The following is a 12,451-nucleotide window of genomic DNA, read 5'->3' as shown; positions in this document are numbered from 1 at the left end:
CAATACGCTGCAGATGCTGCAGAAGAAGAAAGGAATGATTCAGTGATGGCACAAAACCCTGATTTCACGAAAATCAATCTTGAGGGTGCGTCTGCCCATCAGGATGCGGATTGGCGCAAACGCCTTGAGGCTTCGACGGGCATGAGCTACGATTCGCTGATGGAGGGCACGATGGAGAAAATCCCCATCAAGCCTTTTTACAACCACGATGAATACGACCACATGAACCACTTGGAGTTTGCGAGCGGCATACCGCCGTGCCTCAGAGGTCCGTACTCGACGATGTATGTGTTCCGTCCTTGGACGGTGCGCCAGTACGCGGGCTTCTCGACGGCGGAAGAGTCGAACGCATTCTATCGCAGAAACCTCGCCGCAGGACAGAAGGGTCTTTCCATCGCGTTTGATCTGCCGACGCACCGCGGCTATGACGCCGATAACCCGCGCGTCATCGGCGACGTCGGCAAGGCGGGTGTTTCGGTTTGCTCGATGCTGGATATGAATATTCTTTTCTCGGGCATTCCGCTCGATCAGATGTCGGTTTCCATGACGATGAATGGAGCCGTTCTGCCGATCCTTGCGTTCTTCATTCAGTCGGGCGTCGAGCAGGGCGTCGATAAGAAGATCATGGCGGGTACGATTCAGAACGACATCTTGAAGGAATTCATGGTGCGCAACACCTACATCTATCCGCCGGATATGTCGATGCGCATCATCGGCGATATCTTTGAATACACGACGAAGTACATGCCGAAGTTCAACAGCATCTCCATCTCGGGCTATCACATGCAGGAAGCGGGCGCGACGGCGGATATCGAGCTTGGTTATACGCTGGCCGACGGTCTTGAGTACATCCGCACGGGCATCAAGGCGGGGCTTCCGATCGATGCCTTCGCAAAGCGTCTGTCGTTCTTCTGGGCGATCGGCAAGAACTACTTCATGGAAATTGCCAAGATGCGTGCGGCGCGTGTCCTCTGGGCAAAGATCGTCAAATCGTTCGGCGCGGAAAATCCCAAGTCTATGGCGCTTCGTACGCACTCGCAGACCTCGGGCTGGTCGCTTACGGCGCAGGATCCGTTCAACAACGTCGCGCGCACGGCGATGGAAGCGATGGGCGCGGCTCTCGGGCATACGCAGTCGCTGCACACGAACGCGCTCGACGAGGCGATCGCTCTGCCGACGGACTTCTCGGCGCGCATCGCACGCAATACGCAGCTCTATATCCAAGACGAGACGAGCGTATGCAAAATCATCGATCCGTGGGGCGGCTCCTACTACGTCGAAGCTCTCACGAACGAGATCATTCGCCGCTCGTGGGCGCATATTCAGGAAGTCGAATCCCTCGGCGGCATGGCAAAGGCGATTCCGACGGGTCTGCCGAAGATGCGTATCGAGGAAGCCGCGGCGCGTCGGCAAGCGAGGATCGACTCGGGCAACGAAACGATCGTCGGCTTGAACAAGTATCGCTTGGAGAAGGAAGATCCGCTGGAAATCCTCGCGATCGACAATACGGCTGTGCGTCAGGCGCAGGTCGAACGTCTCGAAAAACTGCGTGCGAACCGCAACGAGGACGATGTACGCGCCGCTTTGGAAGCCATCACGAAGGCGGCAGAGTCGCGCGACAACGGCAACCTCTTGGAATGCGCGGTCGAGGCGGCGCGTGTGCGCTGCTCGCTCGGCGAGATTTCGGACGCTGTCGAGAAGATCTCGGGTCGTTATCAAGCGGTTATTCGTACGATTTCGGGGGTCTACTCCTCGGAGTTCACGGATAAGACGGAGCTTGACAAAGCGCGTGCGCTCGCCGATGATTTTGAAAAGCTCACAGGTCGCCGTCCGCGTATCTTCGTCGCTAAGATGGGACAGGACGGGCATGATCGCGGACAGAAGGTCATCGCCTCTTCCTTCGCTGATATGGGCTGGGACGTTGACGTCGGACCTCTGTTCCAGACGCCGGATGAAACGGCGCAGGATGCCGTCGACAACGACGTTCACATGGTCGGATTCAGCTCTCTGGCTGCCGGTCATAACACGCTTTTGCCGGCGCTCGTGGAAGAGCTCAAGAAGCTCGGGCGCGAGGACATCATGGTCTGCATCGGCGGCGTTATCCCCGTGCAGGATTATGACCACCTCTATGAGAACGGCGCGGTTGCCATCTTCGCACCGGGAACGAACATCCCTGAAGCGGGCATCAAACTCTTGAAACTCTTGATCGGACGTGCAAAGGAAGAAATGGCTGCGGGGTAACGACCATGGCAAAATACACGAACACGAGGCCGGACTGGGTGCCGGAAAACGCGGACAAGAATTTTGCTACAAGCGTCATGAGCGGTATTGACGGCATCAAGGATCTGACGGTCGGCAATATCAATCCGGATTTGGATAAAGCCGGCTTTCGAAAAAACCGTATGATCCTTGGCGTGGATGACTATGTGAAGGGGGTTGCGGCAGGGGATCGGATGATCCTCTCCCGCGCCATCACGCTGATCGAAAGCAACAGCCCGCGCCACTTTCCAAAGGCGCAGCGGGTGCTGCAGGAGCTGCTTTCCCGCACGGGGAAGGCTCTGCGCATCGGCATCACGGGCGTTCCGGGAGCGGGCAAGAGTACGATGATCGAGGCGTTCGGCAACATGCTTTGTGATATGGGGCATCGCGTCGCGGTCTTGACGGTCGATCCGACGAGCTCGGTGACAAAAGGTTCCATCCTTGGCGATAAGACGCGCATGGGCACGCTTTCGCGCAGAGAAGAGGCGTTCATTCGCCCGTCTCCTGCCGGCGGCACTTTGGGCGGCGTCGCGAGGAAGAGCCGCGAGACGATGCTTCTTTGCGAGGCTGCCGGCTATGATGTCATTCTCATCGAAACGGTTGGTGTCGGACAGTCGGAAACGACGGTGCGCTCGATGGTTGACTTCTTCCTGCTCGTCGTTTTGACGGGCGCGGGAGACGAGCTGCAGGGCATCAAGAAAGGCATCATGGAGCTTGCTGACGCCATCGTCATCAACAAGGCTGACGGCGACAACCGCACGAAAGCGCAGGTCGCACGCGGCGAATACGAGCGCATGATCGAGTACATCCGCCCGGCGACGCGCGGCTGGCAGACACATGCGTATCTTGTTTCCGCTTTGGAAAAGACAGGTCTCAAGGAGCTTTGGGATGTCATTCGCATCTTTGAGAATACGACGAAGGAAAACGGCGCTTTCCAAACGCGCCGCGAGGGGCAGCTGCTCGATTGGATGAACAGCATGATCGACGAGCATCTGCATAACCTGTTCTTTGATGATCCAGTGATCTTAGGGCGTATGCCCGAGGTGCGCGAAGCCGTCCTCAAGGGAACGGTGTCGCCGTCGCAGGGGGTGGCAGAGCTCATCCATGTCTTTGACATCCATCGTGCTTCGGATCGCCATGTCGATCTTCTGCATCCGAGTGAGGAGGGATGATCCTTGTATACGAAACGGCTTTATGTCTCTGGCGGCAGCTTTTATGAGCTGCAGGAAGTTTTTGATCATGTACCCGGCGTCGTTGCGACGCGCACCGGCTATATCGATGCCCAGAGTGCGGAGCCGTCGTATGATGCAGTGAAAAGCGGCTGGGTAAAGGCGATCATGGGCTTGGAGATCGCTTATAATCCGAAAAAAACGGATATATCTCAGATCTTGGATATTCTCTTTGCCGTTGTGAATCCTTACGAAAAGGATGGACAGGGAGCGGCGAAAGGTCCGATGTACCAAAGCGGCGTTTACTATGTCGATGCAGAAGATGCACCGCTCATAGAGTATCACATGAATTTCATCATGAACCGCGGCAGACCGCCTGCTGCGACGGAAGCGAACGTGACGGTCAACGACCCGAATCATAACAAGAAGTTGACTCGCCGCTGCTATGCGAAGGCTGCGCCTTTGGTGAGCTTTCATCCGGCGGAGCCGGAACGGCAGCAGTACCTCGCTCGCCATCCGCATCGCAAGACGACGATTGATTTCAAGCGTCTGCGCGAACTTGGGATATTGCAATAGGGAGAAGTATGATCTAGGCTCCGACTGCACGTTTTGTGCGTCGGGGCTTAGATTTTATGAGGGTGTCTGCGCCTTTTGGGCTTGACTTCTCGAAGTTTCCTTGTACAATAAAAAGCATTGTAGTATGGAGGAGTGAATACGGTGGCGAAGGAGATGCGAAGCGGCTATACGACGGGAGCTTGTGCGGCGGCGGGGACGAAAGCGGCGCTCTTGTTTCTCGACGGAGAATACTGTGAAAAGGTGACGATTTTGGCACTGGACGGCACGCCGCTTCACATACCGATCAAAGAGGTCATTCGCACGCCGTCAGGTGCGCGCGCCGAGGTCGTGAAGTTCTCGGGCGATGATCCCGATATCACAAACGGCGTTTCCGTATTTACGGAAGTCGTCGTTCGCTCCGAGGGGAGCGGCGTTCATTTCCATGCGGGGCGCGGCATCGGCACGGTCACGAAACCCGGGCTTTCTGTCCCCCCGGGAGAGCCGTCGATCAATCCGGGACCGCGTCAACTGATTCGAAATGTCGTCGAGGAGATTCTCGGAAAGGACGGCGGTGTGGACGTCACAATCTCCATTCCGGCGGGCGAAGAGCTTGCAAAGCGCACGCTGAATCCTATTCTCAGCATCATTGGGGGCATCTCTGTCATTGGTACGACGGGCGTCTTGCGTCCCATGTCGGAAGAAGGGTTCAAAAACTCTCTCGTGCCGCAGATGGATGTGGCTCTTGCGGCAGGCTTCGATACGCAGATCTTCGTGCCGGGCAAAATGGGGGAAAATGCAGCGGTACGCTTTGGTCTGCCGCGCGAAGCCGTCGTGCAGACGAGCAACTTCATCGGCTTCATGCTGGAGCGTGCGGCGGAAAGAAAGCTCAAACGGGTCCTGCTCTTCGGTCATATCGGCAAGCTCTCGAAGGTCGCGGCGGGTGTGTTCTACACGCACAACCGCATCGCCGACGGACGTTTGGAGGCGCTTGCTGCATACGCCGCGGCGGAGGGGCTGCCGCAAGAGGCGGTGCGTCGTATCCTTATAGCGACGACGACGGAAGAAGCACTGCCGCTTCTGACTGAATACGGTTTGGAGCGGGTTTATGAGATTCTTTGTACACGCGCATCGGCACGTGCCGAGCGGTATGTATTTCAAGACATCCGCGTGGGCACGGCGATGACGACGCTCAAGGGAGAGCTTTTGGGCATGGATGAAACGGCAAGAGAGATAGGCAGGGATTTTCATTGGAACATCAAATCATAGTGGCGGGCATCGGTCCGGGACATCCCGACTTCGTGCTGCCGGCGGCACGCGCTGCGATCGAGAGCGCACAAGTGCTTGTCGGCGGCAGCCGTGCGCTGGAGGATTTCGCGCATTCGGGGCAGGAAACGATGACGATTCGCGGCGATATAGATGCGGTTCTTTCGTTCATCAAAGAGAAGATTCAAAAGACGCAGGTCGTCGTCATGGTTTCCGGTGATCCCGGCTATTATTCTCTGCTCGACGCCTTGCGGCGAGAGTTTTCTTTGCATACGCTCGTCGTCATCCCCGGCGTCAGTTCTTTGCAGATGGCATTTTCGCGGCTTGCTCTGCCTTGGCACGGGGCGCGTCTTGCCTCTTTCCACGGGCGCGTGCCGCAGGCGGCGGAGCTTGCCTATCAGGAGGGGGCGCTGCTCGGACTGTTGACCGATCGAGAGAATAACTCCCGCACGATTTCTGCGCAGCTCATTGCGCTTGGCTGGCCGCCGGATGCAGAACTTCACATCTGCTCGCGTCTTTCTTATGAAGATGAGGCGATCGTTCATACGACCTTGGGAGAAGCTTCTTCTGCGCCGGAAATTTCTCATGGCGTTTTGGTGGTGAAAGCATGAATCATTTTTTAGGTATTGAAGATGGAGAATTTATTCGCGGCAAGGCTCCTATGACGAAGAAGGAGATCCGTATATTGACTTTGGCAGGAGCGAAGATTGGAAAAGCGGACATTGTCTGCGACATCGGCGCAGGGACGGGATCGCTTTCCGTTGAAGCGGCGCTTCTGGCGAAGGAGGGACATGTATATGCTGTGGAACGCAAGGAAGAAGCGGCGGCGCTCATTCGTCAAAATGCAGCAAAGTTCGGCGTCGAAAATCTCACGGTCATCGAGAGTGAAGCTCCGGCAGGCATGGAGCAGCTGCCGGCAAGGCTTGACACGGCGATTGTCGGCGGCACGGGCAGCCGCTTGGAAGAGATCCTTGATGCTCTTGACGCACGCTTGAAGCCCGGCGGCTCTATCGTCATCAACTGTATCACGGTGCAGACGCTTGCAGCTGCGCTCGCTTACATGCGCAAGAAGAGCGGCTATCTTTACGATACTGTCCAAGTGCAGGTCAATCGGCTGAAAAAGGTCGGTCCTTACGATATGGCGGAGGCGATTAACCCCGTCTACATCATTTCCTGCCATAAGGCAAATGTTTAACAGGAGGAAAATATGCAGGTATATATTGTCGGCGCGGGCGCAGGCGATCCCGAGCTTATCACGGTCAAAGGTCACAGGCTGCTGCAAACAGCCGATGTCATCATCTATGCGGGATCGCTTGTCAATCCGGCGCTTTTGGACTTTGCCAAAGAGGGAGCGGAGATTCACGATTCCGCTTCCATGACGCTTCCCGAGGTCATTGAAACGATAGAAAAGGCTGTGGCGAAAGGACTCATGGTCGTGCGTCTCCATACGGGAGATCCGAGCATCTACGGCGCGATTCAAGAGCAGATGGATGCGCTTAGGAAGAAGGGGATTGATTTCGAGGTCGTGCCGGGCGTCAGCTCTTTCCTTGCGACGGCGGCTGCCTTGAAGCAGGAGTATACGCTTCCGGGCATCTCGCAGACGGTCATCATCACGCGCAACGAGGGGCGTACGCCCGTGCCTGAGCGGGAGAAACTGCGCTCGCTCGCCGCGCATCAGGCGACGATGTGCATTTTCCTCAGTATCACGATGCTCTCGGATGTTGTGGCGGAACTCATCGCCGGCGGTTACGCGCCCGACACACCGATCGCTATCGTGCAGCGAGCTTCGTGGCCGGAGCAGAAGATTGTACGCGCTACTTTGGAAACCATCGTGGCAGAAATCGCCGACAAGGGCATCGACCGCACGGCGATGATCGTCGTCAGCCGCTGCCTCGGTGCGGACTATGAGCTTTCGCGTCTCTACGCGCCGGAGTTCAGCCACATGTTTCGCGAAGCAAGCAAATGAGGTGCGCGGTTTTCACGGCGACGCCGCGCGGTACAAAGACGGCTCTTCGCGTTCGCGCATCGCTTGATGCAAGCGTCGATATTTTCGTCAAGGCGGGGCAGGATATGCCTGTTGATGCGCGTGTTTACGAGCGTCTTGCACCGCAGGTTGAGACGGCGTTTCGTCAGTACGACGCGCTTGTTTTCATCATGGCGACGGGAATCGCCGTGCGTATGATTGCAGGCTCTTTGAAGAGCAAGCTCGAAGATCCGGCTGTCCTCGTGCTCGATGAAAAAGCACAGCACGTCGTTAGTCTGCTTTCGGGTCATATCGGTGGCGCGAATGAATTGACGCGCGAACTTGCGGCTTCGCTTGGCGCCGATCCCGTCATCACGACGGCGACGGATGTGCAGAAGAAGATCGCCGTCGATGTCGTCGCGGCGCGGCTTGCGCTGCGTCCCTCGCCGAAGGTGCAGATCAAGCGCTTCAACAGCGCCGCGCTTGCAGATGAGCCGATTCGCTATGTGATCGATGCGAATCTTGCGCGGGCGAGCTTTTATAAGAAGCGGCTTGACGATATGGGATTGACGGCTGTCTTCGCAGAAGATCTTTCGGGCGGGCAAGAGACGTTGACCGCATTCCTTACATCTGAAGAGGGTGCGGCGCAGGAAAATATCATCTACCTCGTGCCGCGTCGCCTCGTCGCCGGTATAGGCTGTCGGCGCGGCACGGCAGCAGCGGAGATTCGCGCCGCGCTCGAAGCGGCGTTGACGAAGATCGGGCGCAGTCTGGCGGATGTATCGCTCCTTGCGAGTACAAAAGCAAAGGCGGATGAGGCAGGTCTTCTGGCTTTAGCCAAGGAGCTTCGACGGGAAATCCGCTTCTATCCCCATGAGAAAATGCAGGAGACGATTGATGCCTACGGTTTGGATGAGTCTCCTTTTGTCAAAGAAAACATCGGCATTGGCAACGTTGCGGAGGCTGCGGCGCTTGGGAGCGTCTCAGCGGGACGGCTTGCCCTTGCCAAAACGAGATTTGAGAAAGTGACGGTGGCGCTTGTATGGCAAAAATAACAGTGGTGGGCATCGGTCCCGGCAGTTTGGAGGATATGACGCCGCGTGCGCGGCGGGCGATTGAGGAAGCGACGGTCGTTGCAGGCTATACGACGTATATCAAGCTCATCCAAGACCTCATCGGTGAGCGCGAGGTCATTGGCACGGGCATGATGCAGGAGATTGACCGCTGCCGCATGGCGGTGGAAACGGCGGCGAAGGGGAAAGATACCGTCGTCGTTTCGAGCGGTGATTCTGGCGTCTACGGCATGGCGGGGCTTGTCTTGGAGCTTCTCTTGCAGCGTGCGGCGGATGATCGCCCGACGTTCGGCGGCGTCGTTGCGGGCATTTCGGCGGTCAATGCGGCGGCTTCGATCTTGGGTGCGCCGCTCATGCACGATTTTGCCGTGATCAGTCTCAGCGATCTTCTGACGCCGTGGGAGCTGATCAAAAAGCGTGCCGAATCGGCTGCAGCAGCCGATTTCGTCGTCGCGCTCTACAATCCCAAGAGCAAGAAGCGCGTGCAGAACATCGAGGAGATTCGCGAGATTTTCCTGCGGCATCGCGCTGCCGATACGCCTGTCGGCATCGTCCATCATGCGGCGCGAGAAGAAGAGAGCAAGATCGTTTCGACCTTGCAGGACTTCACGAAAGAAAAGATTGATATGTTCTCCCTCGTCATCATCGGCAACAGCCGCAGCTATGTGAAGGAAGGCTACATGATCACGCCGCGGGGTTACGAAGTATGATCTTCGTGGCGGCGGGAACGCAGGACGGCAGGGAGCTTGCGGGCTTTTTGCTCGAAAAAGGGCAGCGTGTCACGGCGTCGGTCGTGAGCCGCTATGGTGAGGAGCTTTTGTCGCGCTATCCGGGCATCTGCATCAATGATCGCCCGCTGGATGAGGCGGCGCTGGCGGACTATTGCCGTGCGCATGGCATCGCCGTGTTCGTCGATGCGAGCCATCCGTATGCGGCGAACATCTCCGAGAATGCCATGCGTGCCTGCCGTGCGTGCGGGATTCCGTATATTCGCTACGAAAGGCAGAGTGCGCCGCTCGCTTATACGAAAGCGCATTATGTCGCGGACTACGAGGAAGCGGCGAAGGTCGCAGCGTCTTTAGGCAAGCATGTTTTTCTCACGACGGGCAGCCATAACCTCAAAGCCTTTACAGAAGCGCCCGCCTTGCAGGATTGTGTGCTGACGGCGCGGGTTCTGCCCGATCCCAAGGTCGTCGAGGAGTGTACGGCGCTCGGATTGCGTCCGAGCCAGATCGTTGCGCTGCAGGGACCGTTTTCTGAAGTGTTGAACGAAGAACTTTACAAGAAGTACGAAGCCGATGTCGTCGTCACGAAGAACGGCGGCACGGTCGGCGGCGCCGATACGAAGTTCGCGGCGGCGATGAAGCTCGGTCTGCCGCTCGTCATCGTCGAGCGGCCGCGCATCGCCTACGACAATATGGCGCAGACCTTTGCCGAGGTGCTGGAATTTATTGTGCAAAAGAGAAAAGATAAGTGAGGGTGCAGCATGGATTTTATCAAACAGCCGATGGAGATTGAAAACCGCAGCATGGAGATCATCGCGCCGTATCTGGCGGAATACAGCCTTTCCGAAGAGGAAGTCAAGGTGTATTCACGCATGATTCATGCGTCGGGCGATGTGGAATATGCGAAGGTCATTCGCATTCATCCGCAGGCGATTGAAGCGATGCGGCAGGCGTTCAAGCAGGGGGCGCATATCTATACCGATGTCGAGATGGTGCGCACCGGCATCAATAAGAAGAAGCTCGCTTCTTTCGGCGGCGAGGTGCATTGTCTTGTCGCGGACGAGAAGATCGCCGCTGAGGCGAAAGCACAGGGAATCACGCGCTCGATGGCGGCGATGCGCTCGTTCGGCAAGGCGCTCGACGGTGCGGTCATCGCGATCGGCAACGCGCCGACGGCGCTTTTTGAGGTGCTTCGCATGGTGGAAGAAGAGGGCATTCGTCCGGCGGCTGTCGTCGGCATTCCCGTCGGCTTCGTCGGCGCGGCGGATTCCAAGGAGCTTTTGGCGAAAAACGACAAGGTGCCGTATGTCACGGTGGAAGGCACGAAGGGCGGCAGTCCGATCGCCGCATCCGTCGTCAATGCCGTCATGTATCTCATAGACAACACGCGCTGAGGAGAAATCGCTATGCAAGAGAGGATTCCGCGCCTTGTCATCGCCGCGACGCAGAGCGGCTCGGGCAAGACGACGCTCGTGACGGGCATTCTTGCCGCGCTTCGGGCAGAGGGGGTGCGCGTGCAGTCGTACAAGGTCGGTCCCGACTATATCGATCCCGGCTATCATGCGCTAGCGAGCGGTCTGCCCGCGCACAATCTCGATACATGGCTGATGTCGCCCGAACGTCTCAAGGAGATTTTTGCACGCACGGCGAGAGGCGCCGATCTTGCTTTGATCGAGGGCGTCATGGGGCTGTACGACGGCGGCAGAAAAGGCGTGAGCTCCACGGCGGAAATCGCCAAGCTGCTGGACGCGCCCGTGCTGCTCGTCGTCGATGCCAAGTCGATGGGGGCGTCGGCGGCGGCGATTGCGCTTGGTTTTCAACGCTACGATCCCGAAGTCAAGCTCGCAGGCGTGCTCTTGAATCGCTTGGGGTCGGATACGCATGAGGCGATGATCCGCGAGGCGATGGCGAAGATCGACATGCCCGTATTCGGGGCGATGCGCCGCGACGATTCACTGAAGATGCCGGAGCGTCATTTGGGTCTTTTGCCGGCGGAGGAGAATGAGGAGCGCGATGTCGTAACAAAAATGGGCGAAATGGCGGCGCGGTCGGTCGATCTTGCCGCCATCCGAAGGCTTGCGTTTGATGCGTCGCCGCTTTTCTTGCCGGAGGATCTGCTGCTGGCAGGGAGAGCGGACGCCGCGCTGCAGCAGAGCAAGGTGCGCCTTGCCGTTGCCCGCGATGAAGCCTTTTCGTTTTACTATCCCGAGAGCCTTGAAGTATTGGAAGCCTTCGGCGCGGAGCTTGTTTTTTTCAGTCCGCTGCACGATGCGGCTCTCCCCGAAACGGACGGTATCATTTTGGGCGGCGGCTTTCCCGAGATGTTCGCTGAAAAATTAACGGCGAATGTGTCGATGCGCCGTTCGCTTTCTGCGGCGGCAGCGGCAGATATTCCCATCTATGCGGAATGCGGCGGCTATATGTATCTGATGGAAAAGCTCGTGGATTTTGCGGGCAAAGAACATGCGATGACGGGCATCGTTCCTGCCGCCGTGCAGATGAGCCGCAAGCTGCAAATGGTCGGCTACGTTGAGGCGGAGCTCTGCCGTGATACGATTCTCGGATCGCGCGGCAGGAAGCTGCACGGGCATGAGTTCCATTTTTCGGCGGAACTGCCGCAGGAAGGCGCGGAAGCGTCGCGAGCCTTTTTGTTCACGCGCATGAGAAACGGTGCGCGTTATACGGCAGGCTATGCGAAAGGCGCAGTTCTCGGCTCATATCTGCACCTGCACTTCGCCGGCTGCCCCGAGGCGGCGAAGGCGTTCGTCGAGGCTTGCCGAGCGAGCAGGGAGAGGAGGAAGCCGCATGGGTAAGATCGTTCTCGTCACGGGCGGCGCGAGAAGCGGCAAGAGCCGTTTCGCCGAACAGTATGCGGCGCGCTTCGGAAAGCATGTCGCCTACATCGCGACGGCGGGCGTTTACGATGAGGAGATGGCATTTCGCGTGAAGCTGCACCGCAAGCGCCGCCCTGCGGACTGGCATACATGGGAGGCGCCCGAGGACGCGCATCTTGCCATTGAAGCGGCGGGCGAGGCGCACGATATGATCCTGTTTGATTGTTTGACGCTCTATATCAGCAATCTGCTATGCGCCTTGGAGAGCGTTCGTGATTCTGCGGCGAACTATGAACTTATCCGCGAGAAAATCGGATCTTTGCTGGAAGCGGCGAAAAAGCAGGCGGGAACGACGATCTTCGTGACGAACGAGGTCGGCGCGGGCATCGTGCCCGAGAACCATCTTGCGCGTGAATATCGCGACATCACAGGGATTGCCAATCAGCTGACGGCGCGTGCCGCCGATGAGGTGTACGTCGTTTCCTGCGGCATCGCCGTCGATTTCAAAAAGCTCGCCGTACCGTGGCAAAACAGCGACTTGGCGTAGCGGAATATAGGAAACGCTGATAAAATGAAGTTGCCCAGATTTGCACAGATGCGCTGTGCCTAT

13 protein-coding genes are annotated in these 12,451 nt (G+C 57.7%); all 13 read left to right on the top strand.

Annotated elements, in window-relative coordinates:
* The first annotated feature begins 45 nt into the window (after positions 1 to 45).
* The 13 genes from scpA to cobU all read left to right on the top strand — a co-directional run bounded on the left by scpA (position 46) and on the right by cobU (position 12,388).
* A complete protein-coding gene (gene scpA, locus ACTTKG_RS05475; protein ID WP_442673245.1) occupies positions 46 to 2,241 on the top strand; it encodes a methylmalonyl-CoA mutase in 2,196 nt (731 codons plus the stop codon).
* Positions 2,242 to 2,246: 5 nt separating this feature from the next.
* Positions 2,247 to 3,431 carry a methylmalonyl Co-A mutase-associated GTPase MeaB gene (gene meaB, locus ACTTKG_RS05470; protein ID WP_442673244.1) on the top strand — a complete coding sequence of 395 codons (1,185 nt, stop codon included), beginning with the start codon at positions 2,247 to 2,249 and terminating at the stop codon, positions 3,429 to 3,431.
* Positions 3,432 to 3,434: 3 nt separating this feature from the next.
* Positions 3,435 to 4,004 carry a peptide-methionine (S)-S-oxide reductase gene (locus tag ACTTKG_RS05465; protein WP_442673243.1) on the top strand — a complete coding sequence of 190 codons (570 nt, stop codon included), beginning with the start codon at positions 3,435 to 3,437 and terminating at the stop codon, positions 4,002 to 4,004.
* A gap of 141 nt (positions 4,005 to 4,145) precedes the next feature.
* Entirely contained in the window at positions 4,146 to 5,249 is a 1,104-nt protein-coding gene (gene cbiD / locus ACTTKG_RS05460; protein ID WP_442673242.1) for a cobalt-precorrin-5B (C(1))-methyltransferase CbiD, read from the top strand.
* Complete coding sequence (gene cbiE / locus ACTTKG_RS05455; RefSeq protein WP_442673241.1) at positions 5,231 to 5,857, top strand: precorrin-6y C5,15-methyltransferase (decarboxylating) subunit CbiE; 627 nt, start codon at positions 5,231 to 5,233, stop codon at positions 5,855 to 5,857. The genes cbiD and cbiE overlap by 19 nt, the downstream gene beginning before the upstream one ends.
* Positions 5,854 to 6,441 (top strand): precorrin-6Y C5,15-methyltransferase (decarboxylating) subunit CbiT, encoded by a 588-nt coding sequence (cbiT, locus tag ACTTKG_RS05450; RefSeq protein WP_442673240.1) that lies wholly within the window; start codon positions 5,854 to 5,856, stop codon positions 6,439 to 6,441. Before cbiE ends, cbiT begins: the two co-directional genes overlap by 4 nt.
* A gap of 12 nt (positions 6,442 to 6,453) precedes the next feature.
* Complete coding sequence (gene cobM / locus ACTTKG_RS05445) at positions 6,454 to 7,212, top strand: precorrin-4 C(11)-methyltransferase (RefSeq protein WP_442673239.1); 759 nt, start codon at positions 6,454 to 6,456, stop codon at positions 7,210 to 7,212.
* Complete coding sequence (locus ACTTKG_RS05440) at positions 7,209 to 8,264, top strand: cobalt-precorrin 5A hydrolase (protein ID WP_442673238.1); 1,056 nt, start codon at positions 7,209 to 7,211, stop codon at positions 8,262 to 8,264. Before cobM ends, ACTTKG_RS05440 begins: the two co-directional genes overlap by 4 nt.
* Positions 8,252 to 8,992 carry a precorrin-3B C(17)-methyltransferase gene (gene cobJ / locus ACTTKG_RS05435; protein WP_442673237.1) on the top strand — a complete coding sequence of 247 codons (741 nt, stop codon included), beginning with the start codon at positions 8,252 to 8,254 and terminating at the stop codon, positions 8,990 to 8,992. The genes ACTTKG_RS05440 and cobJ overlap by 13 nt, the downstream gene beginning before the upstream one ends.
* A complete protein-coding gene (gene cobK / locus ACTTKG_RS05430) occupies positions 8,989 to 9,759 on the top strand; it encodes a precorrin-6A reductase (protein WP_442673236.1) in 771 nt (256 codons plus the stop codon). The genes cobJ and cobK overlap by 4 nt, the downstream gene beginning before the upstream one ends.
* Positions 9,760 to 9,768: 9 nt before the next feature.
* Entirely contained in the window at positions 9,769 to 10,401 is a 633-nt protein-coding gene (locus tag ACTTKG_RS05425) for a precorrin-8X methylmutase (protein WP_442673235.1), read from the top strand.
* Between the two features lie 12 nt (positions 10,402 to 10,413).
* On the top strand, positions 10,414 to 11,820 hold the full coding sequence (locus tag ACTTKG_RS05420) for a cobyrinate a,c-diamide synthase (RefSeq protein ID WP_442673234.1): 1,407 nt from the start codon (positions 10,414 to 10,416) through the stop codon (positions 11,818 to 11,820).
* Complete coding sequence (cobU, locus tag ACTTKG_RS05415; RefSeq protein ID WP_442673233.1) at positions 11,813 to 12,388, top strand: bifunctional adenosylcobinamide kinase/adenosylcobinamide-phosphate guanylyltransferase; 576 nt, start codon at positions 11,813 to 11,815, stop codon at positions 12,386 to 12,388. Before ACTTKG_RS05420 ends, cobU begins: the two co-directional genes overlap by 8 nt.
* Positions 12,389 to 12,451: the final 63 nt, after the last annotated feature.

Source organism: Selenomonas sp. (genome assembly GCF_052169755.1).
Lineage (GTDB): Bacteria > Bacillota > Negativicutes > Selenomonadales > Selenomonadaceae > Selenomonas.
This window is presented reverse-complemented; position numbering and strand designations above follow the sequence as displayed.